The 23,560-nt window shown below is 67.8% G+C and carries 20 protein-coding genes; 5 read left to right on the top strand and 15 right to left on the bottom strand.

Features of this window, described 5'->3' with window-relative positions; genetic code table 11:
- Window positions 1-101: 101 nt before the first annotated feature.
- On the top strand, window positions 102-2,702 hold the full coding sequence (locus ACNQR1_RS16485) for a LuxR C-terminal-related transcriptional regulator (RefSeq protein ID WP_418047256.1): 2,601 nt from the start codon (window positions 102-104) through the stop codon (window positions 2,700-2,702).
- Here the strand turns inward: ACNQR1_RS16485 and ACNQR1_RS16480 are convergent.
- The 5 genes from ACNQR1_RS16480 to ACNQR1_RS16460 form a co-directional block, all read right to left on the bottom strand.
- Window positions 2,696-6,757, bottom strand: coding sequence for a molybdopterin-dependent oxidoreductase (locus ACNQR1_RS16480; protein ID WP_418047255.1), 4,062 nt, complete (start codon window positions 6,755-6,757; stop codon window positions 2,696-2,698). The two genes, ACNQR1_RS16485 and ACNQR1_RS16480, sit on opposite strands and share 7 nt — an antisense overlap.
- Before the next feature lie 119 nt (window positions 6,758-6,876).
- Complete coding sequence (locus ACNQR1_RS16475) at window positions 6,877-7,269, bottom strand: universal stress protein (RefSeq protein ID WP_418047254.1); 393 nt, start codon at window positions 7,267-7,269, stop codon at window positions 6,877-6,879.
- A 31-nt stretch (window positions 7,270-7,300) separates the two neighbouring features.
- On the bottom strand, window positions 7,301-8,842 hold the full coding sequence (locus ACNQR1_RS16470; protein WP_418047253.1) for a tripartite tricarboxylate transporter permease: 1,542 nt from the start codon (window positions 8,840-8,842) through the stop codon (window positions 7,301-7,303).
- The gene (locus ACNQR1_RS16465; protein WP_418047252.1) at window positions 8,842-9,327 is read right to left on the bottom strand and encodes a tripartite tricarboxylate transporter TctB family protein; all 486 of its coding nucleotides are present in this window, start codon (window positions 9,325-9,327) and stop codon (window positions 8,842-8,844) included. Before ACNQR1_RS16465 ends, ACNQR1_RS16470 begins: the two co-directional genes overlap by 1 nt.
- Window positions 9,324-10,307 carry a Bug family tripartite tricarboxylate transporter substrate binding protein gene (locus tag ACNQR1_RS16460; protein ID WP_418047251.1) on the bottom strand — a complete coding sequence of 328 codons (984 nt, stop codon included), beginning with the start codon at window positions 10,305-10,307 and terminating at the stop codon, window positions 9,324-9,326. Before ACNQR1_RS16460 ends, ACNQR1_RS16465 begins: the two co-directional genes overlap by 4 nt.
- A 67-nt stretch (window positions 10,308-10,374) precedes the next feature.
- Here ACNQR1_RS16460 and ACNQR1_RS16455 point away from each other — a divergent pair, with 67 nt between their 5' ends.
- From ACNQR1_RS16455 to ACNQR1_RS16440, 4 genes are all read left to right on the top strand, one after another.
- A complete protein-coding gene (locus ACNQR1_RS16455) occupies window positions 10,375-12,000 on the top strand; it encodes an ATP-binding protein (RefSeq protein WP_418047250.1) in 1,626 nt (541 codons plus the stop codon).
- Window positions 11,993-12,643: a response regulator gene (locus tag ACNQR1_RS16450; protein WP_418047249.1), complete on the top strand. Its 651-nt coding sequence runs from the start codon at window positions 11,993-11,995 to the stop codon at window positions 12,641-12,643. Before ACNQR1_RS16455 ends, ACNQR1_RS16450 begins: the two co-directional genes overlap by 8 nt.
- Window positions 12,644-12,968: 325 nt before the next feature.
- Window positions 12,969-13,691, top strand: a complete 723-nt coding sequence (locus ACNQR1_RS16445; RefSeq protein WP_418047248.1) for a type 1 glutamine amidotransferase — start codon at window positions 12,969-12,971, stop codon at window positions 13,689-13,691.
- Window positions 13,692-13,736: 45 nt separating this feature from the next.
- A complete protein-coding gene (locus ACNQR1_RS16440) occupies window positions 13,737-14,417 on the top strand; it encodes a phosphoribosyltransferase (protein ID WP_418047247.1) in 681 nt (226 codons plus the stop codon).
- Here ACNQR1_RS16440 and ACNQR1_RS16435 read toward each other — a convergent pair.
- The 10 genes from ACNQR1_RS16435 to murG form a co-directional block, all read right to left on the bottom strand.
- Window positions 14,414-14,785, bottom strand: a complete 372-nt coding sequence (locus tag ACNQR1_RS16435; protein WP_418047246.1) for a hypothetical protein — start codon at window positions 14,783-14,785, stop codon at window positions 14,414-14,416. The two genes, ACNQR1_RS16440 and ACNQR1_RS16435, sit on opposite strands and share 4 nt — an antisense overlap.
- A 72-nt stretch (window positions 14,786-14,857) precedes the next feature.
- Window positions 14,858-15,679, bottom strand: a complete 822-nt coding sequence (locus ACNQR1_RS16430) for a DivIVA domain-containing protein (RefSeq protein WP_418047245.1) — start codon at window positions 15,677-15,679, stop codon at window positions 14,858-14,860.
- A 205-nt stretch (window positions 15,680-15,884) separates the two neighbouring features.
- Window positions 15,885-16,175: a YggT family protein gene (locus tag ACNQR1_RS16425; protein WP_036449468.1), complete on the bottom strand. Its 291-nt coding sequence runs from the start codon at window positions 16,173-16,175 to the stop codon at window positions 15,885-15,887.
- Window positions 16,176-16,353: 178 nt separating this feature from the next.
- Window positions 16,354-16,992, bottom strand: coding sequence for a cell division protein SepF (locus ACNQR1_RS16420; protein WP_418047244.1), 639 nt, complete (start codon window positions 16,990-16,992; stop codon window positions 16,354-16,356).
- Entirely contained in the window at window positions 16,989-17,822 is an 834-nt protein-coding gene (locus tag ACNQR1_RS16415; protein WP_418047243.1) for a YggS family pyridoxal phosphate-dependent enzyme, read from the bottom strand. Before ACNQR1_RS16415 ends, ACNQR1_RS16420 begins: the two co-directional genes overlap by 4 nt.
- A gap of 33 nt (window positions 17,823-17,855) precedes the next feature.
- Window positions 17,856-18,566, bottom strand: a complete 711-nt coding sequence (gene pgeF, locus ACNQR1_RS16410) for a peptidoglycan editing factor PgeF (RefSeq protein WP_418047242.1) — start codon at window positions 18,564-18,566, stop codon at window positions 17,856-17,858.
- Window positions 18,567-18,600: 34 nt separating this feature from the next.
- On the bottom strand, window positions 18,601-19,761 hold the full coding sequence (gene ftsZ, locus ACNQR1_RS16405) for a cell division protein FtsZ (protein ID WP_418047241.1): 1,161 nt from the start codon (window positions 19,759-19,761) through the stop codon (window positions 18,601-18,603).
- 189 nt (window positions 19,762-19,950) lie between these two features.
- Window positions 19,951-20,790: a cell division protein FtsQ/DivIB gene (locus tag ACNQR1_RS16400; protein WP_418050391.1), complete on the bottom strand. Its 840-nt coding sequence runs from the start codon at window positions 20,788-20,790 to the stop codon at window positions 19,951-19,953.
- Between the two features lie 149 nt (window positions 20,791-20,939).
- The gene (murC, locus tag ACNQR1_RS16395; RefSeq protein WP_418050390.1) at window positions 20,940-22,358 is read right to left on the bottom strand and encodes a UDP-N-acetylmuramate--L-alanine ligase; all 1,419 of its coding nucleotides are present in this window, start codon (window positions 22,356-22,358) and stop codon (window positions 20,940-20,942) included.
- 38 nt (window positions 22,359-22,396) lie between these two features.
- Window positions 22,397-23,521 carry an undecaprenyldiphospho-muramoylpentapeptide beta-N-acetylglucosaminyltransferase gene (gene murG, locus ACNQR1_RS16390; RefSeq protein WP_418050389.1) on the bottom strand — a complete coding sequence of 375 codons (1,125 nt, stop codon included), beginning with the start codon at window positions 23,519-23,521 and terminating at the stop codon, window positions 22,397-22,399.
- Window positions 23,522-23,560: the final 39 nt, after the last annotated feature.

Below are 23,560 nucleotides of genomic sequence, written 5' to 3'. Positions count from 1 at the left end.
TTGCAATGGGAAGAACATTCGCCGCCACCACCGACAATCACCGCCCCGTCGACCCCTTGTTCGGCAGCGTTCCGGCCCCGGTGCCCCTAGACTCAGGATTCATGCCTGGTCAGTGGCAGCTTTTGGACCGGCCCGCCGAGCACGAGGCCATTCGGGCCGCCCTCAGCGGGACGGACAGCTGCGGAGTCGTCCTCGTCGGAGCCGCCGGAGTCGGCAAGACCACGTTGGCGCGCACCGTCACCGCGTCGTTGAGCCGCAAGGTGCACTGGACCGCGTGCACCGAGTCGTCCCGGAGCATCCCGCTCGGCGCGTTCGCCCACTGGGTGTCGTCGTCGGGATCGCGAGACCCGATCGCCCTCATCGGATCCGCACGGGAATCCCTTGTCGCCGACGGGGACACCATCGTCGGCATCGACGATGCGCACCTGCTGGACCAGTTGTCGGCGACGCTGCTGCACCAGATCGCCGTGGAGCGCTCCGGCCACGTCGTCGCGACCGTACGCACCGGCGAGCCGGTGCCCGACGCCGTCACCTCGCTGTGGAAGGACGGCTACCTGCAGCGCTTCGAACTCAGCCCGTTCACCAAGCAGCAGAGCATCGCCCTCATCGAGACCGTGCTCGGCGGGACCCTTGAGGGACTCAGCGCCGACGTGATGTGGGAGACCTCGGGCGGCAACCCGCTGTTTCTGCGCAACATGGTCGAGGGCGCCGTCGACGCCGGCACGTTGACCAAGGTCAACGGGGTATGGCAGTTCCGAGGCCCCACCGTCATCCCGTCCGGACTCGTCGAACTGCTCGACGAGCGGCTGGCGCACGCCGGTGAGGACGTGCTGCACGCGCTGAAACTGCTGGCACTGTGTGAACCGCTGGACATCGACGCCCTGGCCGAACTGGCCGGGGAGGAGGCGGTGGACGCGGCCGAGATGCGGGGCCTGATCCGGATCGTCGCCGACGACGGCCAGATCAACGTCCGGTTCAGCCACCCGCTGTTCGGCGAGGCCGTGCGCCGACGGGTCGGCACCGCGTCGGCCCGCAAGTTGCGCGGCAGGATCGCCAAGATCCTCCACGAGCGCAATCTCGACTCACCCGCCAGCCGAATCAAGCTGGCCGAGTTGGCCATCGAGAGCGACCAGGGCACCGACATCGAACTGCTGATCACGGCCGCCAAGGACGCGGTGTTCCTGTCCAACCTTCCGCTCGGCGAGAAACTGGCCCGCGCGGCCTTCGCCCACGGCGGTGGCCTGAGCGCAGCCGCCCTTCTGTCCCGGGCACTGTTGTGGCAGGGCCATCCGGCCCAGGCCGACGCCATCCTCGAACAGTTCTCCCCCGGTGACCTCAACGAGATGGAGCTCGTGCAGTGGGGCATTCCCCGGCTGTCCAACCTCTTCTGGTCCATGGGCGATGTGGGCCGGGCCGATCAGGTGCTGGCCCTCCTGCGGGAGCGGGTCACCCACCCCATCCTGAAGCTGATCGTCGATGCGACCGGCGCAGGCATGGCCGTTCACCGGAACAAGATTGCCGAAGGGCTGGAGATCGCAGAACGGGTGCTGGCAAACCCTGAGGCGCCCCGGCAGGCCGTGGATTTCGCGGCGTTCGCGGCCGGGCTGTCGATGCCGTTGATCGGCCGCGGAAACGACTTCCTGCCGATCGCGTCGCGGTGCCGCAGCGAGCGCAAGACCACCGACGGCATGGTCCGGATCATGGTGTTCTACGGCGAGGTGCTGGCCCTGGCGTACACCGGCAAGTTGGAACTCGCCCAACGGCGGGCCACCGAGTACGCCGAGTTCTCCTCGGCCGGCCAGTTCGCCGGCTGGGCCATCGCCAAGATCATGGACGGCGTTGCGGCCACCCACAGCGGCCGCTTCCATGACGCCATCCTGGCGATCGAACAGGCCCTGGCCGCACTGAACGCCGAGAGCTCCCTGCCCTGGCAGCTGCCCGGCCGGTTGCTGCTGGCCCGCGCCTACGCCGGGGTGGGCAACCCCGCCGATGCCGAGCGGGTACTGGAGGACGCCAAGGAACACTCGGGTGAGTTCATGGCGCTGCACGAGCCCCTTCGGATCCTGGCCAAGGCATGGCTGGCCGCGGCCAAGGGCGGGCACCGCTCGGCGATCGACCAGGCCCGGGCGGCCGCCGATGCCGCGCACTCCTCCGGACAGTTCGCGGTCGAGGCCGAGGCCCTGCACAGCGCGGCACGCTTCGGCGACCGCAGCGTGACCCGTCGTCTGCAGGACCTGGTGGAGCGTACGGACGGTCCACTGCCCGCCCTGTATGCCCGGCACGCCGCCGCCGTGGCCGCCGCCGACCCGGTCGAACTGGACAAGGTGGCCACCGCGTTCGAGGAGGCCGGCCTGCTGCTGTCTGCCGCGGATTCGGCCGCCCAGGCCGTGCCCCTGCACGACAAGGCCGGGCATCGCCGCAACAGCACCGAATCCGCTGCGCACGCACTGCAGTTGGCGTCCAAATGCGGCGGCGCCGCGACCCCGGCGATTCGATCGGCTGCCCGCCCGTTGCCGGTGACGGCACGCGAACGCGAGGTGGCCGGCCTGGTAGCCCAGGGCTTGTCCAACCGCGACATCGCCGAACGGCTCACCGTCTCCGTTCGCACCGTGGAAGGCCACATCTACCGGGCCGGCATCAAGCTGGGCGTGACCGAACGGGACGAACTCGCGAAGATCGTGTGGAGCGACCTGGGTCAGTAGACGTCGCGCACATATCGCTTCTGGGCGACCAGTTCGCGCTTGTAGTCGCGCGCGGCGTCTTCGGACATCCCGCCGTGGGTGCGCAGGATCGTGGTCAGCGTGGCGTCCACATCCTTGGCCATCCGGGCGGCGTCACCGCAGACGTAGAAGTGGGCGCCGTCGTCGAGCCAGCGCCACACCTCGGCCCCGCGCTCCAACATCTTGTGCTGTACATACACCCGATCGGCCTGATCGCGGGAGAACGCCAGATCCAGCCGGGTCAGGAAGCCGTCGCTGACCATGTCCTCCAGGTCGTCGCGATAGTAGAAGTTCTCGTTGCGGTGCTGATCGCCGAAGAACAACCAGTTACGACCGCCGTGCCCGAGCGCTCGACGCTCCTGCAGAAATCCACGGAAGGGTGCCACGCCGGTACCCGGGCCGACCATGATCATCGGCGTGCCCGCGTCCTCGGGCGGACGGAAATGCGGTGAACGCTGCAGGAACACCGGCGCGGCGGCAGCCCGGTCGGCGAGGAAGGTGGAACACACCCCGCCCCGGACCGCCCCGCCCGGGCCGCGGTAACGCACCACCGACACCGTCGTCTGGACCTCGTGCGGACTGACCAGCGGACTGGACGAGATCGAGTAGTTGCGTGGGGTCAGCCGGACCAGGACCTCTTGCCACTGTTCGGGTTCGGCGTGCACCGCGAACTCGGTCACGACGTCGAGACCGTTGCGATTACGCAGCCAGTTGCTGCGCCGCTCACCGGAATTGCGCAGGATCTTGGCGGCCGAGCGGTCCCGGCAGGAGTCCGCGACGAAACGCAACAGGTCCGGCGTCACCCGGCAGATGTCGTACGACGAGATGAGAGCGTCCCGCAGCGACTGCTCGACACCGTCGACCTCGATCACCGAATCCGGGTTGAGAGCGGTGGCCGCCAGCCAGGAGTCGACCACCACCGGATCGTTACTGGCATAGACACCGAGTGAGTCGCCGACCGAATAGCTCACGTCGTACTCCGAGACGTCGAAACCGAACTGGCGCACCTCCTTGGCCGCACTCGGCGTCGTCAGCAGCTCGTTGCGCGCCAGCGCAGCCAAAATAGGCTTGGCCCTGGTGAATTCGTCGGGCTCGGTGGGGATGGCGGTGCGGATGCCGCCGCCGACGGCCGCCGGGACGGGCGTCGCGCCGGAGAGCGCCGTGGTGACCGAGTCGGCCCAGCGCCGCAACGGCTCGTCATCGTAGGCCTCGCAGTCCGCGCGCTCGAGCAGCTTGGTGGCACCCAGATCGGCCAGCCTCTGGTCCAGCGACTTGGCGTGTCCGCAGAAGTTGTCGTAGGCCTTGTCCCCGATACCGAGGACCGCATACCGAACCCCGTGCAACTGAGGGGCATCCGGGGCCTGCAGCCGGCTCCAGAAGTCGGCGCCGTTGTCCGGCGGGCCACCGTCACCGAATGTGCTCGTGACCACCAGGATGTCGCGGGCGGCGGCCAGGTCGGCCAACCCGAGGTCGTCCATGTTGACCAGCGTGGCACCGTCGATGCGACCCGCCAGCCCGGCCGCGAACTCCTCGGCGGTGCCGGTCTGCGAGGCCCACAACACCAGTGGTCCACCTGGTACCGGCCGCTCCCCCGGCGCACCCTCGCCGGCCCGTGAGTAGCGTCCGGCCAGCACCCCGTCCACCCACAGCCGCACCCTGGCACTCAGCGGCGCTGCCGCCGGAAGCACCGGGACGCCCACGGGGTCGTCCGGCAAACCGGTGAAAAACCCTGCCAGATAGATTTTCTCGTCCTGGCTCAGGGCGGGCTTGTGCACGGCGCCCAAGCCCATTTCCGCGGCGAGCGGATGCACTGCCGGGGTACCGTCGACCGACCGGACCGGGCGGAGGCTGACCGCGCACACCTTGAACTCCGGCTGCAACGAGTCCGGGTCGACGGCGTCGTTGGTCACGGCATTGACGGTGAGGTACTCGCCGTGTTCGTCGTTCCAGTGAAACGGGGCAAAGCAGTTGCCGGGCCGGACCCGGTCCGACAGCACCGCGGGCAGCACCGCGCGGCCGCGCCGGGATGTCAACTCGACCGGCTGCCCCTCCACGATGTCGAGGTCCAGGGCGTCCAGCGGGTGGATTTCGACGAACGGCGCGGGATTGAGCTTGTTGAGCTTGTCCACCTTGCCGGTCTTGGTCATGGTGTGCCATTGATGTTGCAGCCGACCGGTGTTGAGCACCATCGGATAATCGTCATCGGGCAGTTCCGCTGCATCCATGTGCGGCCGAGCGTGGAAGACGGCCCGCCGCGACGGCGTCGCGAAGGCCAGTCGGGGCCGGTGACCGTCGGTGTCGACGAACAGTTCCTGGCTGACGCCGTCGTTGAGATAGCGGATCGGGTTCCGGTCGCCCTCTGCGCCGGGGCCGTCCACCGGTGGAACCGGCCACTGCAACGGCGTTCGGCGCAGCCGCTCATAGTCCGCGCCGCGCAGGTCGTATCCGGTCTTCGGGTTGGCGAACGCGCGGATCTCCGAGAAGATCTCCTCTGCGGACCGGTAATCGAAGTATTCGGCGAAGCCCAGGTGCGCAGCCACCTGGCAGATCAGCTGCCAGTCCGGCCGGGCCTGCCCGAGCGGGGCGACCGACGGCGACAGCAGGGTCAGGTTGCGCTCCGAATTGACCATGACGCCTTCGGATTCCGCCCACAACGCCGCGGGCAGCAGAATGTCGGCGTAGTGATTGGTGGCCGTGGACCGGTAGGCATCCTGGACCACCACCAGCTCGGCCGCCTCCAAGCCGTTGATCACGGTCTTCCGGTTGGCCACGCTGGCAACGGGATTGGTGCAGATGATCCAGCAGGCCTTGATCTGGCCCTGCTCCATCTGTTCGAACATGCCGATGGTGCCCGGGCCGACCTCGGAGCGGATGGTGCCGGGTTCGACGCCCCAGCGCGTCTCGACGAAGGCCCGGTCATCGGCCGCGAGCACCGACCGCTGTCCCGGCAGACCCGGTCCCATGTAACCCATTTCCCGGCCGCCCATGGCGTTGGGCTGACCGGTCAGCGACATCGGGCCGCTGCCCGGGCGGCAGATCGCGCCGGTGGCAAGGTGCAGGTTGCAGATGGCGTTGGTGTTCCAGGTCCCGTGCGTGCTCTGGTTGAGGCCCATGGTCCAGCAGCTCATCCACTCCCCGGCCTCGGCGATCATCGCTGCGGCGGTGTGGATGTCGGCTTCGGGGATCCCGGTGATCTCGGCGACCCGGTCCGGCGGATAGTCGGCCAGGAATTCCGGCATCGCCTCCCAGCCGGTGGTGTGTTCGGCGATGAACTCGTCGTCGATGTCGCCCCGCTCCACCAACAGGTGCAGCAGGCCGTTGAGCAGTGCCAGATCGGTTCCCGGCTTGATCTGCAGGAACAGATCGGCGCGTTCGGCAGTCGCGGTCCGGCGTGGGTCCACGACGATCAGCTTGGCGCCGGCCTTGAGCCGATCGGCCATGCGCAGGAACAGAATCGGATGGCAGTCGGCCATGTTCGCACCGGTGACGAAGAACAGATCGGCGCGGTCGAAATCGGTGTAGGAGCCGGGCGGACCGTCGGCGCCGAGCGACTGTTTGAACCCGGTGCCTGCACTCGCCATGCACAACCGGGAATTCGACTCGATGTGCACGGTACGCAGGAAGCCCTTGGCGAGCTTGGTGGCCAGGTACTGGGCCTCCAGCGTCATCTGGCCCGACACATAGAGGGCGACGGCGTCGGGGCCGTGCTCGGCGACGATGGCCCGCAGCCGGCGTCCCGCCTCGGCTACCGCGTCGTCCACCGGTGTCGGCAGCAGTTCATCCGAACGCGTGGGCCGCAGCAAAGCGGAGGTGAGCCGGTCGTCGTCGGCGGCCATCATCTCGGCGTGCATCGCCCCCTTGGTGCACAGCCGCCCGAAATTCGTGGGGTGCAGCTTGTCGCCGCTCACCCTGGCGATCATGGTGCGGCCGTCATCGACCCTGGTGGTGACCTCGATACCGCATCCGACGCCACAGTACGAACATGCAGTCCGGTGTGTCTTGTCCGGGACCGAACCCGGGGCCGCGCCGTCCGCCATGTCCCCATCGTGCGGTGAGGGTGTTGTCGGATCTTTCCAGCGACGTTATCGCCACGAAAACTGATCCTCACCGCGTAACAATGCGCGTTGTGAGGTGAATAACCCCAGTTCAGAGAGTATCAGTGATGCTCAGGCTTGACCGCAAGAACCGGTTTGGGGCATTCCAGCAGCAATTGTTGCGACACACTGCCCAGCAACAGCTTGCCCACCGGGCTGCGGTGCCGGATGCCGATCACCAGCAACTCCGCGTCCTCGGCCTCCATCGCGTCGAGCAGTTCGGTTGCCGCGTCGACCCCCACCGGCTGGCGCAACTCGAACGGCACGCCGCTCTCCCGCAACCGTTCCTCGACATCGTGGACCTGACCGGAACGGGCGAACCGGGAATCCACATAGGCCTCACCCGAGGTCGCGTTGATCACCAGCAGGCTGGTGCCCCGCAGGGCAGCCTCGACGATGCCGTGCTCGACAGCGGCGATGCCGAAGGCATCCGCGGTGTAGCCGATGACGATCATCAATTCTCCTCGCGCAAGCGCTCGTCGGTGGTCATTGTTGGGCCGCCTTCTGCTGCTGATCCGCATCATCCTCGACGATCAACAGCGTCTCCTCACTGCGGTGCATCAGCTTGAGCACCAACGGCATGACCAACAGGATGGCCATGAGGACATAGGTGACGATCGCGACGGGCTCGGTGAACAGGCTGGTCCAGTCACCGCCGCCGAGTTGCAGGCTCTGGCGCAGTTGCCGCTCGATGCGGGGGCCCAGGATCACCCCGATGATCAACGGCAGCACCGGTAATCCGAACCGGCGCATCATCAAGCCCAACAGCCCGAACACCAGCAGCAGGGCCAGGTCGAGCGGTTGCACGTTGACCGCGAGCGCGCCCAGCGTCGCGAAGAACAGGATGCCGGCGTACAGGTACGGCCGTGGCGTGCGAAGTAGCTTGGCCCACAGCGGCGCCAGCGGCAGGTTGAGCACCAGCAGCAGGAAGTTGCCGATGAACAGGCTGGCGATCAGCGTCCAGATCAGCAGCGGTTCCTTCTCGAAAAGCGTTGGTCCTGGCTGAATTCCATAGGACACGAACGCAGTCAGCATCACTGCGGCGGTGGCATTGGTGGGCAGGCCCAGCGACAGCATCGGCACCAGGGTGCCCGCCGCCGAGGCGTTGTTGGCCGCCTCGGGGCCGGCCACGCCCTCGATGGCACCCTTTCCGAACTCCTCGGGATGTTTGGAGAGCCGCTTCTCGGTGATGTAGGACAGGAACGTCGGCAACTCGGCACCTCCGGCCGGTAGCGCGCCGAACGGGAACCCGTAGGCGGTGCCACGCAGCCACGGCTTCCACGACCGGGCGAAGTCCTGGCGACTCATCCACGGCCGCCCCACAGGGATCACGTCGGCCGGCCGGCGGCGCAGATGCGCCGCCACCCACAGCGCCTCGCCCAGGGCGAAGATCGCCACCGCGATCACCACGATGTCGATGCCGTCGGACAGCTGCGGCAGGCCGAAGGTGGCGCGCGGCTGGCCCGTGAGGAAGTCGATGCCGACCACCCCGATCGCCAGACCGAGAAACAGCGAGATCGCACCACGCAGCTTGGAGGAGCCGAGGACGGCAGTGACCGCGACCAGGGCGAAGAGCATGATCGCCAAATAGGAGGGCGCGCCGAGGGTCACCGCGAACCGCGAGATCGGCGGTGCGAAGGCGGCCAGCAGCGCGGTGCCGATCGCACCTGCGACGAAGGATCCGATCGCGGCGGTCGCCAACGCCTGCGCGGCGCGGCCGGCCTTGGCCATCTTGTTGCCCTCGATCGCGGTGATCACCGACGAGGATTCACCCGGAGTGTTCAGCAGGATCGAGGTGGTCGACCCACCGTACATCCCGCCGTAGAAGATCCCGGCGAACATGATGAACGCGGCGCTGGGGCTGACGTTGTAGGTCACCGGCAGCAGCAGGGCCACCGTCATGGCCGGACCGATCCCCGGAAGCACACCGACCGCGGTACCCAGCAGCACCCCGATCACGGCGTACATCAGGTTCATCGGTGTCGCGGCCTCGGCGAACCCCTGAAGCAACCATTCGAAGTTACCCATTACAGAATCCCGTCCAAAATGCCTGCGGGCAGCGGGATCCCGAGCCCGGAATAGAACGCGTAGAAGCTCGCCACCGAGAGCACCGCGCCGATCGTGAGGTTTCGGATGTAGTGGCGATTACCGAGAATCGTTGCCGCCCCGGCGAACAGCAGGGCACCGGTGATGGCCCAACCCAACGGCTTGACCAGGACGATCACCAGCACGAAGAGGCCGACCAGCAGTCCCACCGTGCGCCAGTCCCCCGGCATGTTCGGGTCGACATCCTCACCGGCATCCGCCTCGCCGACCGATCCGCGCGGGATCGCCAGAGCCAGGACGATCGCGAGCGCGATCAGGATGATCCCGATCCCCAGCGGAAATGCCCGCGGCCCAACGGGGTCGACCTTGGCGAACCCACCGGTCAGGGTCAGCGCGTCATAGATCAGGAATCCGCCGACGGCCACCAGGACCGCGCAGACCAGATACTGGGCCCTGTCGACCTTCACAACAACCCCAATTCGTTCAGCGTCGTCGAGACGCGGTCATCCTGGTCACGCAGGAACTGTTCGAAGTCGGCACCTGTGCTGAACGCGTCACTCCAGCCGTTCTTGACCAGCGCGTCGCGCCACTGCGGGGTGCCGTGCAGCTCGGTCAGGGCCCGCACCATCGCATCCTTGGCCTCGCCGGAAATTCCTGGCGGCGCGAGTATTCCGCGCCAGTTGGTGAACGTCAGGTCGATGCCGGCCTCAGTCAGAGTGGGTGCATCGATACCCTCCACCCGTTTGGCACCCGACACCGCCAGCACCCGGACCTGCCCGGCCTCGATCTGATCGACGAACTCGCCGAGCCCGGTGGTGCCCGCCGCGATCTTCTTGCCCAACAGGGCCGTCAGCAGGTCACCGCCGCCGTCGTAGGTGATGTAGTTGACCTTGCGCGGGTCGACACCGACCGCACGTGCGGTTTCCATCGGGAACAGGTGATCAGGACCGCCCGGTGAGGATCCGCCCCCGATCGTGACCCTGGCCGGATCGGCCTTCCACGCTGCGACCAGATCGCCGATCGTGCGGAACGGCGAATCCCCGGGAACCAGAATGCCTTCCTGCTCCTCGACCATCTTGGCCAGTGCGGTGGCATCCGACGCGCGCGCCGAGGACCCGTTGGTGTACACCGCACCGACCACCCCGAGCCCCATCATCATCATGAGGTCGTCGTTGCCCTTTTCGTTCATCAGCCGGGCCATCGCCACCGTGCCGCCGGCCCCGATGACGTTGAATACCTCGATCCGTCCGGTGATGTCGGTGTCTTCCATGATCTTCACCGCGGTACGCGCCGTCAGGTCGTAGCCGCCGCCCGGGCTGTTGGGCACCATCATGCGCAGCCGGTGCAGGCCGCGGGACTGGTCACCGCGGGTGACGCCGCACGCCGTCACCAGGACCAGTGCGACCACGGCCACCATCAGCGCGGCACCTAGACGTCGAAACCTCATGTTCAGCAATACTGGACCCCGGACGTGACGCAGGTCACCCATTCGGACGCAAAGGAAGTTTTGTTCGTTGAGTTCATCGGTCGGGCGTTCATCGTTGTCCGCGCGGACCCGGTTGTTGCGGCGCGGCAGCCTGGCCGGCCGATTTCTCGTGTTTCAACTGCTGGTGGTCGCGGTGGTACTGGTCGCGGTGGCAGCGGTGTCGGTGACGCAATCCACCCGCGAGTTCCGCGACGTGCGCGGGCAGCGGATGATCGCGGTCGCCGAGAACGTGGCGTCCACGCCGATCGTGCGGGACCGGTACGACGATCCGTTCGCCGCCCAGGTCCTGGCCCCCGAGGTCGACCGCGCGGTGGCGCTCTCGGGCGCTGAGCTGGCCGAGATCGCCGATCCGGCCGGAACTGTGCGGGTCTCGTCCGATCCGGCGCGCGTCGGCCAACGACTCGACCTGAACATCACCCGGGCAGACGAGGGCCGTGCCTGGTCGGGCGACGCCGATGTCGACGGCACACATCGCCTGGTGGGCCAGGTCCCCATCCTGGCCGCCGACGGCGCCGTGCTGGCGATCGTCTCGGTCAGCGAGCGCTACCCGTCGGTGTGGGAGTTGCTGGGCGGGGCCGGCGAACGGCTGCTGATCTATCTCGGACTGGGCGCGGCGCTCGGGATGCTCGCCTCGTGGCTGTTGTCGCGCCGCATCACCCGCCACACCCGTGGTCTGGACATCGCCGAGATCGCCAGCCTGGCCGATCACCGGGAAGCGCTGTTGCACAGCATCCGTGAGGGCATGGTGGCGGTGAACAACGATGGCGTCATCACGGTGATCAACGACAGCGCATCGGACCTTCTCGGCATCGGCTCCGACGCGGTGGGCCGCCGTGCCGACGAGGTCGGATTGGAGCCGGCCGTGGTGGCATTCCTGTTGTCCGGCCAGGGAACTCGCGCCGACGAATCGGACGTGGTGATCACCACCCGCACCCGGGTGCTGGCACTCAACCGGCGTGCAGCCCGCAGCCAGGGCAGGAGCATCGGTACCGTGACCACCATGCGCGACAGCACCGAGCTCGCCGCACTACAGGCACAACTGTCCTCACACCGCAGCGTGACCGACACGCTGCGGGCACAGACCCACGAGTTCTCCAATCAGCTGCACACCATCTCCGGGCTGGTCCAGCTGGGCGAGTTCGACGCGGTTCGGGATCTGGTCGGCACCCTGACCCGCCGGCGTGCGGAGATCAACGAGGCTGTCACCCAACATGTTTCCGATCCCGCGGTCGCGGCACTGCTGATCGCCAAGACTTCGCTGGCGGCCGAGAGCGGGGTCGCCCTCGCCCTGACCGGCGACAGCCACCTCAGCGCGCTCGACCCGGCTCTGGCGACCGACGTGATCACGCTGCTGGGCAATCTGATCGACAACGCCGTCGACGTGTCCGTCGGCTCGGCGGCAGCACAGGTAACCGTCCGAATCGACGACTCGGCCGGGCTGCTGCTGGCCGTCTCGGATTCGGGACCCGGAGTGCCCGAACACCTTCGGGAGTCCATCTTCTCCCGCGGCGTCACGTCCAAGGCCGACGTTCCCGGCGGCAGGGGGATCGGGTTGGCCCTGGTACGCCTGGTGACCGCCCAGCACGGGGGCCACGTCGAAGTCACCGACGCGCCCGGTGGCGGCGCCCTGTTCGAGGTGCGGCTCCATGCGTGACGTACTGGTCGTCGACGACGACTTCATGGTCGCCGAGATTCACCGCCGTTTCGTCGACCGAATCGACGGCTACCGCACGGTGTCGTTGGCGCGCAACGGAACCGAGGCCCTGGCGGCCGCCGCCGAACTCCGTCCCGACCTCATCCTGCTCGATGTCTATTTGCCGGACATGACCGGGTTGGAGGTGCTGCGCCGACTGCGCGCCGAGGGCAACCCCGTCGGCGTCATCATGGTCACCGCTGCCCGCGAACTCGACACGGTACGTGGCGCATTGGCCGGTGGGGCCGCCGACTACCTGATCAAACCGTTCGACTTCGGTCAGCTGCAGTCGAAGTTGGCCGCCTTCGCGGCGCGCGCCGATGCGCTGGCGGCTGCCGGAGGTGCGGATCAATCGACCATCGACGCGCTGTTCGGCGCCCCGGCGGCCGTCCTGCCCAAGGGACTCGGCGCCGAAACCGGCCACCTGGTCATGGACGCGGTGCGCACCGCAGGAGAGGTATCGGCCACAGAATGCGCTGAGCTGGTGGGAATCTCACGGGTCAGCGCGCGCCGCTACCTCGAGTACTACCTGAGCACGGGGGCGCTCGAGCTGCGGTTGCAATACGGCGCCGGCCGGCCCGCACGCCGTTACCGGGTGCGTTGAGATGCTCCCCCGGCGCCGAAACTACGGTTTCTGACGACAATTCGGCGTTTCCGCATCAACAACCGTAGTCTCGGCGCGGCCAGAATTGGGGTAGCCCTTCCCACGCTCGACAACGAGCAGGAGACCGACCCCGAGGAAGTGCACCGGGCGATCGCAGCAGCCCGCGCCTGGTCCCCGATCGCGATGGGCCCGCACGCTCCGGAGCTGCTGAGCTATGACCTGGTCCGCGCAGGGAATCACCTCCGGACCGCTCTTCGAGGCAGCCTGAAGGTCCAAAAATTGGACCTGAAATGCGATCGCACCCGGCGACCGAAATAATGACGGCGTGACATCGAAGGTTCTGTTCCTGCGCAACGACCGCACGGCCACCGAGGCCATGCTGGCCGACGTCTTCACCCGGTGCGGATTCGACATCGACACGTTCGACGTCGTCGCGCCGGGGCGGGACGACGACCCCGCCGGAGATGTGGTTTTCCCTGACCCGACCGACTATGACGTGATCGTGCCGCTCGGCGCTCGCTGGGCGGTCTACGACGAATCCCTGGTCGACAGCTGGGTCGGAGCCGAGATGGCCATGGTGCGCCGGGCCGTCGAGTCCGGGGTCGGTGTGCTCGGGGTGTGCTTCGGCGGACAGCTGATCGCGCAGGCCCTCGGCGGATCGGTCAGCAGGTCGCCGGTGCCCGAGGTGGGCTGGTACGACGTCACCACCGACGATGAGCAACTGGTTCCGGGCGGCCGGTGGTTCCAGTGGCATTTCGATCGCTGGACGCTTCCGCCGGGTGCCACCGAGATCGCCCGGACGACCGGCGCCTCACAGGCCTTCATCCTGGGCACGGCACTGGCGCTGCAGTTCCACCCCGAGCTCGATCCGGGGCTGCTTGAGGTCTGGTTGGCCAACGATCGCGACGGCGACGTGGCCGGAATCGGCCGCAGCCACGACGAATTGCGCTTGCAAACAAAGGAATTCACCGGTGACGCGGCCGCCCGGCTGAACACCCTGGTCCGCGGCTTCGTGAACCGGGTGGTCGGGACGCAGCCGTCGACGTAGGCTGACATCAACCGGCCGATTCCTCGACGGCCGGCAACAGCACCGATGAACGCCTGGAGTCTGCGAGCGAGCAGAGAACGCATCTACCAGGACCGCCACGAAGCGGGCCGGGTCCTGGCGGAGCAGCTGGCGTCCTACCGGGATCAACCCGACGTCCTCGTCCTCGGCCTGGCCCGGGGCGGCGTCCCGATCGCCGCCGAAGTCGCCTCCCACCTACACGCACCGCTGGACGTCTTCGTGGTCCGCAAGCTGGGCGTGCCCCAGTGGCAGGAACTCGCGATGGGCGCGGTGGCCTCCGGCGGCGGTCTGGTGATCAACGACGGTCTGGTGGATCGACTCGGCATCGACGAAGACACCATCGTCGAGACGATCCGGCGGGAGACCGCCGAGATAGAGCGCCGGGAACAGGCCTACCGCGGCGGACGTCCGGCACCCGACCTGTCCGGCCGGACGGTGATCCTGGTCGATGACGGCATCGCCACCGGCGCCACCATGCTGGCCGCGGTCCGCGCCGTACGGGCGGCCCGGCGGGTCGTGGTCGCCGTACCGGTCGGGCCGCCGACCCTGAGCACTCAACTGCGGGATGAGGCCGACGAGGTGGTGTGCGCCAGTACACCGCCGATGTTCGAAGCGGTGGGTCAGGCCTTCGTGGATTTCCACCAGGTCAGCGACGACGAGGTCCGGCGCCTGCTGGCCGAGCCCGCCACGGGGCCGGGCGAGAGTTAGTTCTTGTGCTTCTCGGCGGAATCGTCGATCTCGACGTCGACGTCAGCGGCGTCGGACTCCACGGCGACATCTGATTCGGGCTCGGCGACCAACTCGTCGGGATAGTCCACCGGCGCGTCCACCGCATCGAAGGTCTCGGTCGTCTCGGTGTCGTCGGCGCCAGGTGTATCCGAGGCCACGACAGCATCTTCACCGGCACCGGCCTTCGTCCCGCGCGAGCGTTCCCGCAATGCGTCGACGATCAACAGCAGCACGCCGATCACGCTGGCACCGATACAGACCCAGGCGATCAACTCATTGCTGGTGACGACCGCGGTCACCAGCGCGGCCAGGCCGATGACGGCAAGCACGAGCGCAATGATCAACATCGTTCAACCCTAAGTGTGGTGGCCCGGGGATCGGGCCGGTTCACGACAGTGTGAGGAAGTCAGTCTCGACGGCTAGTTGTTGCCGCGGTTGAACTGGCTGAAACCACCGGCCGAGTCGTTGTTGGCGCTGGAGTCCACCGGTGCGGCCGAACCGCGCTGGCCCAGCTCTTCGAGCTGAGACTCCAGGTAGGTCTTCAGACGCGTCCGGTACTCACGCTCGAACGTGCGCAGCTGCTCCAGGCGGCCCTCCAGGACCGTGCGCTGCTGGTTGATGGTGCCCATGATCTCGGAGTGCTTGCGCTCGGCGTCGGCCTGCAAGGCATCGGCCTTCTCCTGAGCCTGACGAAGCTGGGTCTCCGAGCGGGTCTGCGCGTCGGCCAGCATGGCGTCGGCACGGGTGCGGGCCTCCGAGACCGTGGTCTCGGCGGTCTTGCGGGCGTCGCTGACCATGGCGTCGGCCTGGGCGCGCGCGTCCGAGAGCAGCTTCTCCGACTCGGCCTTGGCCGTGGAGGTCAGGCGATCGGCAGTGTCCTGCGCCAGGCTGAGCACCCGGGCGGCACGTACGGCGGTGTCCTCGCTGGGCGGCGCGGCGGGGGCGGCCGGCGCCGGCGGGGCCTCGTACACCGGCTGGGGAGCCGGTGTCGGCTCGGGCTCCGGCTCGTAGAGCGGGATGGACTGGGTGGACTGGGCGCCACCGCCGGACCGCGCCGATGCCAGCTCCTGATCGAGCTCGGACACGCGCTGCCGGAGATCGGCGTTCTCCTCGATGAGCCGAGTCAGCTCGTTCTCAACCAGATCGAGAAAGGCATCGACCTCGTCCTCGTTGTAGCCACGTTTGCCGATGGGCGGCTTGCTGAACGCGACGTTATGGACGTCCGCTGGTGTGAGCGGCATTGTCTGCCCCCTTGAAGTCTTGGACCGTCAACCGATCTCAAAGTGTAAAGCCTTGCTTGATCGCAACTGGAGTCCATCCTGTCACACCAGACCCGGCGGTTGCAGTGGAGGCCTATTTTTAAGAACGAATTTCAATCTTCTTACGCAATTGTGGACCATTCGGCAAACCCGAGATCGCGTCTCCCCCACCCGCTCGGATCGCCGACTACATGGCCGCGTTGAACGCCAACTGCATCCCGATGAACGCCGCAAGGAGCAGCACCATGATCGACAGATCGAAGCGCACGGCGCCTATCGTGAGCTGGGGAATGAGCCGCCTCAGCAGTTTCACCGGCGGGTCGGTCACAGTCATGATGAGCTCCAGCACGACGACCGTCAGCCCCTTGGGGTGCCAGTCGCGGCTGAACGACCGGATGAACTCGACGACGACGCGCGCGATGAGCAGCAGCCAGAAGATGAACAGCGCGAAACCGAGAATTTCGAAGAACAGCGACAACTGAGCCGACCTCACTACAGCAGGATGTGTGACATTGGATACAGGTCGCCGTAGGCCGGACACATCTCACACAGAAGACGTGGTCAACCGATAGTGCGACGCCGCCAGCCTACCCGGGCCCTATGCGGAGATCGGGTATGCGTGGCGGCGGCGCCGTGGCGCGACAATGGTCGCGGCTCTACTGGTAGGCGTAGAAACCGGCTTCGGCGATCCGACGCCGCTGCTCGGCACTGACGTCGACGTCGGCCGGCGACAGCAGGAAGACCTTCGTGGCGACCTTGTCGAACGAGCCGCGCAGCGCGAATGCCAGGCCGGCGGCGAAATCGACCAGGCGCTTGGCGTCGGCGTTGTCCATCGACACCAGGTCCATGATCACCGGGGTGCCGTCACGGAACCGCTCGCCGATGGTGCGCGCCTCGCTGTAGTCCTTGGGCCGCAGCGTGGTGATCTTCGCCAGCGGGCTGCCCGCTTCGAACAGTTCGGCCATCCGGCGGGGATCCATTGCCAGCGAACCCCTGGTGGAACCGGCAAGCCCGCCGAGACGCGGTGCGGGACGGTCGAATTCGCGGGGGGCGCGCATCCGGGCGTCGAACCGCTGCTCGTCGGCGAAGCCGCCCGGGTAGCCACCCCGGTAGGCCGGGCCCTCGTCGTACTCGGGGGCCTCGTAGCCGTAGCTGTCATCCTCGAATCGCTCGTCACGGGGACGCCGGGCATAGCTGCGGGCGGCGCCGCGGTCGTCGTCCTCGTAGTACTCGTCGTCGTAGTCCTCCATCGGCGCCATGCCGAAGTAGGCCTTGACCTTGTGCAGTGTGCTCATCTCGGCGACCCTTCTGCGGACGGTGGGGTTTGTGATGTCTGTGATGAAGATGTGACTGGAGTGACTACTGCGGGTGACGTTAGCGGGCGTTGCCCCATGAGCGCGGTACCGACACGCACACATGTCGATCCGTGTTTGACCGCGCTTTCGAGATCTCCCGACATCCCCGCCGACAGTTCGAGCCGGTGCTGGTAGTCGCGCTGCACCCGTTCTCGTTCGGCGGCCAGGCGCGCGAACGCGTCGTCGGGATCCCATTCCAGCGGGGGGATTCCCATCAGCCCGACGAACTCCAAGGCCTCGGCGGCGTTCGCTGATGCGCAGATTTCGTCCACGAGGTCGGTGGCATTCACATCGACGCCGCCCCGTTCGGTGTCGCCGTCCAGACTGATCTGGATGTAGACCCGCAACGGCTCGGGCCGCCTGCCCGCGTCCAGTGCGTCGCCCGCGGCCCGGTCGAGCGCGGTCAGCAGCCGGATGTTGTCGACCGAGTGCGCGGTGTGCGCCCACCCCGCGACGGCCCGCGCCTTCTTGCGCTGGATGCGCCCGACCATGTGCCAGCGAATCGACACATTCGGCAATTCCGCCCGAACTGTTTCGACTTTATCGGCGGCCTCTTGTTCGCGGGATTCACCAAATGCGAAGCACCCTAATTGGTTGAGAATAATGACATCGGAGGCCGGAAAATATTTGGTGATCGGAAGTAATTCAATTTCATTGACATTTCGCCCGACAGATTCTGCGGCGCGTGCCAGGCGCGCCCGCGCCGCACCGAGCGCAGCGGTCAACTCGGCCGTCCGGTCCGCGTCACGCCCGCGCTGCACGGTGCTCATCTCACCCTCACTCCAGGCCCGTCCGGGAATCGTTCACCGGGGCTGCTCCATCCACACGACACTCGCCAGACGCCCGGTCGGCGCGTCCCGGCGATGACTGAACAGCGCGCGGTCGGCGACGGTGCACCGCGGATCGATATCGATCGCAGTGACACCCAAACCCGTTAATTGCCGGGCGATTCCGGCCCGCAGGTCCAAGCCGGGCGTGCCGCGCGAGGTGGTGGTGCGCGAGCCCGGCAGGTCTGCTTCCACCTCGCCCGCCATCTGTTCGGGCACCTCGTAGTTGGCGCCGCTGACCGCTGGACCGAGCAGCACCGAGACATCCTCGGCACGTGCACCGGCGGCCAGCATCGCCTCCAGCGTCCGGACCACGATGCCCTTCTGCGCGCCGACCCGTCCGGCATGGACAGCCGCGATGACCCCGGCGCGCGCGTCGCCCATTAAAACCGGGACGCAATCGGCGGTCACCACGACCAATGCCAAACGCGGGGTCGTGGTCACCAATGCGTCGGCATTATCGACCGCGGTGTCGCGCGGACCGTCCACGGTGACGACATGATCGCTGTGCACCTGATTCATCCAGACCAGCGCGTCGGCCCCGACGGCCGCCGCCAGCCGCCGCCGGTTCTGTGCCACGGCCCCGGGATTGTCGCCGACATGGTCGCCGAGGTTGAACGAATCGAAGGGCGGTGCCGAGACGCCGCCGGCGCGGGTTGTCGTCACCCGCCGAATACGAACACTCACGATCCCAGTATCCGAACCCGCCGCCGGGCCCGGCTCAGTGCCGCATGAATGGCGGCACGTCGACATCGTCGTCGGCGATCCCGCCGTCTCCGTCGCCACCGACGCTCACCGTGGCTCCGTTCGTGTGTGCCGGGACGCTCACCGCATCGTTGGGCTCGAACAGCGACGTGGTCACCTTGCCCGCCCGCGCCGAGGCGATCGGCTGGGTCTGTGCCGCGCTCGGGCTGACCACCGGCTTTCGACTGGGCCCGGCGCTGTCGAAGCCGGCCGCGATGACCGTGACCCTGACCTCGTCGCCGAGCGAGTCGTCGATCACCGTGCCGAAGATGATGTTGGCCTCGGGGTGGGCCGCATCCTGAACCAGCGAGGCGGCTTCGTTGATCTCGAACAGGCCCAGGTCGCTACCGCCGGCCACCGACAACAGCACGCCCTGCGCGCCCTCCATCGAGGCCTCCAGCAGCGGCGAGTTGATCGCGATCTCGGCCGCCTTGAGCGCGCGGCCGTCTCCGCGTGCCGAGCCGATACCCATCAGCGCCGTGCCCGCACCGCTCATCACGCCCTTGACGTCGGCGAAGTCGACGTTGATCAGACCCGGTGTGGTGATCAGGTCGGTGATGCCCTGGACGCCGTTGAGCAACACCTCGTCGGCGCTGCGGAAGGCATCCATCAAGGACACCGCGGCATCGCCCATCTGGAGGAGCCGGTCGTTGGGGATCACGATCAGGGTGTCGCAGCTCTCGCGTAGCGCCTGAATACCGTTCTCGGCCTGATTGCTCCGCCGCTTGCCCTCGAACGAGAACGGCCGTGTCACGACACCGACGGTGAGCGCTCCGAGCTTGCGCGCGATCGATGCGACCACGGGTGCGCCACCGGTTCCGGTGCCGCCGCCCTCACCTGCGGTGACGAACACCATGTCGGCGCCGCGCAGCAGCTCCTCGATGTCGTCCTTGGCATCCTCGGCGGCCTTGCGGCCCACCTCGGGGTCCGCGCCGGCGCCGAGTCCGCGGGTGGAGTCGCGACCGACATCGAGCTTCACGTCCGCGTCGCTCATCAGCAGTGCTTGTGCGTCGGTATTGATCGCGATGAACTCGACGCCCTTGAGGCCTTGTTCGATCATCCGGTTGACGGCGTTGACACCGCCGCCACCGATACCAACCACCTTGATTACCGCGAGGTAGTTATGCGGGGGGGTCATCGATCGTCTTCCTCCCAGGTTGGGTGTTCACAGTGTTCCTGGCGCCGAATCTTCCCCGGGGCAAACCCTCAACCTCAACCATAGGCTTAGAGTTATGTCAAGTAGTTCCGCGCAAACAGAACGGTAGGGGGCCAGCGCCGGTGATCGCGGCAGGCGCGCCGACGCGCCGCGCGGCAATTTTTGCGGGATCTACTTGACAGTCGGCAGATCTGGGCTGGACACGTCATAGGTGTGACCCGGCTGGGTCAGCAGGGCCGCCAGCTTCAGTGCCTTCTCGTCGGTCCGATCGTTGGTTCCCCACACCACAACCCGGCCGTCGGTCAGCGTCAGGGCGATCGAGGCCACCGAAGGCGCGGCGATCCGGCCCACCTGTGCGACGACATCTGGCGGCAGGGCCAACATCACCTCGAGCGCGGCCTTGGTGGCCGGATCGGTCGGGCCGGGATTGTCGGCATCCAGATAAGGCAGCGTGGGCGGCGGCGGCTCGGTCGCGAAATCCACGCCGTCCCGGTCGAACAGATGCGGACCGTCGGGATAGTCCTTGACCACCACCGGTACCCGCTCGACCACCGTGATCCGAAGGGTCGAGGGATACTCGCGCTGGACCCGGGCGGTGGCGATGCGCCGGATCGTGGCCACCCGCTCGGCGACCGCGTCCGTGTCGACCTGCAACAGCGGGGTGCCCGGTGCCACAGCCGCAGCGGCCAGCACCTGCTCCTGGGGCACAGCGGCCAACCCACTGACCGCCACGTTGCGCGCAGACATCACCGGCGTGAAATACAGGACCAGACCCAACGCCACCGCGACGACGCTTGCCAGCGCGGACCACAACAACACCTTCAGGCCACGAATAGTGCTGCGGGCCACGGTGTTCGGGGCATCGGCGGACTGCCCGACCACCCGGCGCTTGGCCTCGCGACGAGCATGTTCGATCGCGACCGCACGGTCGCGCGCGGCCCGGCGCTCCTCACGCTCACGGCGGGCCCGGCGACGTGGGCCCTCGTAGTCCGGTTCGGCCGCGGCCGGCACATCGGACCCTGCAGCGGGCGGAACGTCGGATTCCGTAGCGGGCGGCACATCAGAGTCTGCCGCAGGCGGCGTGGTGGACCCGCCGGACTCCCCCTGAGCCGGACCTGGCTCCTCGGCAGCCTCGCCGGGACGGTCAGGACCCGGATCGGTCACGGCGAATCCGCCGACGGTCGGCCCGGTGTGGCGCGGTTCTCCTTGATGCCGAGCTCGGTCAGGATCTCCTTGCCCAGCATGGTCACGTCACCGGCACCCATCGTGAGCACTACGTCTCCGGCGCGCGCCGCTGCGGCCACCGCGGCGGCGACGGCCGAGAAATCAGGAACGTAGGTGACCGCCGAGCTGACGTGCTCGGCGACCGTGGCGCCGCTGATGCCGGGCAGTGGCTGTTCACGCGCGCCGTAGACGTCGAGCACGAAGACCTCGTCGGCGGCACTCAGTGCCGCACCGAATTCCGTTGCGAACGTCGCAGTGCGCGAGTACAGATGCGGCTGGAAGGCGACCAGGACCCGGCCCCCGGTCTGATCCGCCACGGTCCGGGCCGCGTCGAGGGTGGCCCGCACCTCGGTGGGATGGTGCGCGTAGTCGTCAAAGACACGGACACCGGACAACATGCCCACCAGCTCGAAACGCCTTCGCACACCCTCGAATCCGGCCAGCCCGTCGAGCACGGCCTCCGCCGGTGCTCCCACCTCGACAGCGGCCAGCAGAGCGGCCAGGGCGTTGAGCGCCATGTGCCGGCCCGGCACCGCCAGTCGCACCGCACGCGGATGGGGCTCACCGGTGAGCTGGATGTGAGCCACCGCTCCGGTCCCCTGCTGTTCCCAGCTCAGCAGGGTGCCGGCCAGCCCATCAGTGGACGTGCTGCCGTACCGCAACACCCGGATACCCAGTGACTCAGTGTGTTCGGCGAGCGCGGCGGCGCCCGGGTCATCGGTGCACACCACAAGGGCCCCGCCCGGCGCGATGCGATCGACGAACGCGGAGAACACCGCGGTGTAGGCCTCCTCGGTGCCGAAGAAATCCAGGTGATCGGCCTCGATGTTGGTGACCACCGCGACGTTCGGCGTGTACTCCAGCAGCGAGCCGTCACTCTCGTCGGCCTCGGCGACGAAGCACTTCCCACTGCCGTGGTGGGCGTTGGTTCCTGCCTCGCCCAATTCACCGCCGACCGCGAACGACGGGTCGAAACCGCTGTGCTGCAACGCCACGATCAGCATCGAGGTGGTGGTGGTCTTGCCGTGGGTGCCCGTCACCATCAACGTGGTGTAGCCGGCCATGAGCTTGGCCAGCACCACAGGGCGCAGGATCACCGGGATTCCGCGGCGGCGGGCCTCGACGAGTTCCGGATTGGTCTTGGGGATCGCGGCGTGGGTGGTGACGACCGCGGTCGGCCCGCCCGGCAACAGATCCAGTGACGACGCGTCGTGACCGATCCTGATCTCGGCACCACGAGCCCGCAGGGCCACCACACCACGCGATTCCTTGGCGTCCGAGCCGGACACCAGCCCACCCCGGTCGAGCAGGATCCGGGCCACGCCCGACATCCCGGCGCCCCCGATCCCGACCATGTGCACCCGCTGAAGTTCCGCCGGAAGTGAATTACCGTTCACTGCAGCTTCTTTCGTTGGGCGCGGGCGATGTCCAGGGCGACCTGCGCGACCCGCCGTGCAGCATCGGGGTGACCCGACAACGAGGCGGCGGCCGTCATCGCCGCCAACCGCGTGTCGTCGGTCATCAGCCCTGCGACAGTGTCGGCCACGAAGTCACCGGTGAGTTGGGCATCGTCGACGACGATGCCGCCGCCGGCCGATACCACCGGCAGCGCGTTGAGCCGCTGCTCACCGTTGCCGATCGGCAGCGGAACGTACACCGCAGGCAGTCCCACGGCGGTCACCTCGGCAACCGTCATCGCACCGGACCGGCAGATCGCCAGATCGGCTGCGGCATAAGCAAGGTCCATCCGGTCCAGATACGGCACCGCCACATACGGCGGTGCACCCGCCCCGGCAGGCGGCAGGTCGAGGGTGTTCTTCGGTCCGTGTGCGTGCAGAACCGAAACACCCGCAGCACCAAGGGCTTCGGCGGCCGAGGACACCGCCCGGTTGATCGACTGGGCCCCCTGTGAACCGCCGAACACCAGCAGCACCTTGGCGTCGGGCGCGAAGCCGAAGAATGCCCTGGCCTCGGCTCGCAGGGCGGCACGGTCCAGCGAGGTGATCGCCGCGCGCACGGGCACGCCGACCACCTCGACCTTGCGCAGCCCGGGCTCGGCCACCGCCGAGAGCACGCGCCGGGCCGAGACCGCGCCGACCCGGTTGGCCAGACCGGCGCTGGCGTTGGCCTCGTGGACCACCACCGGAACGGCGCGCCGACGACCGTGCAGGCCGAAGCCGCCCCGGGCAGCGAGGTAGGCGGGCAATGCCACGTAGCCGCCGAACCCGATCACCACGTCGGCCTCCACACCGGCCAGCACCGAACGGGTCTGACGGATCGCGGTGCGTACGCGCAGTGGCAACCGCACCAGATCTCCGGACGGTTTGCGCGGCAGCGGCACCGGGGTGATCAGCTCCAGGTCATAACCGCGCTGGGGCACCAGCCGGGTCTCCAGCCCCCGGGCGGTGCCGAGCGCGGTGATCCGCACCTGCGGGTCGAGTTCACGCAGCGCGTCGGCCACGGCCATGGCCGGCTCGACGTGACCTGCGGTGCCACCACCGGCGAGAACGATGGATATCCCCCGGTCGCTGCGCTCCTGCCCCCGAGGACCAGATAC

The organism is Mycobacterium sp. 48b (genome assembly GCF_048282725.1).
In the GTDB taxonomy this organism is placed as follows: Bacteria; Actinomycetota; Actinomycetes; order Mycobacteriales; family Mycobacteriaceae; genus Mycobacterium.
This window is presented reverse-complemented; position numbering and strand designations above follow the sequence as displayed.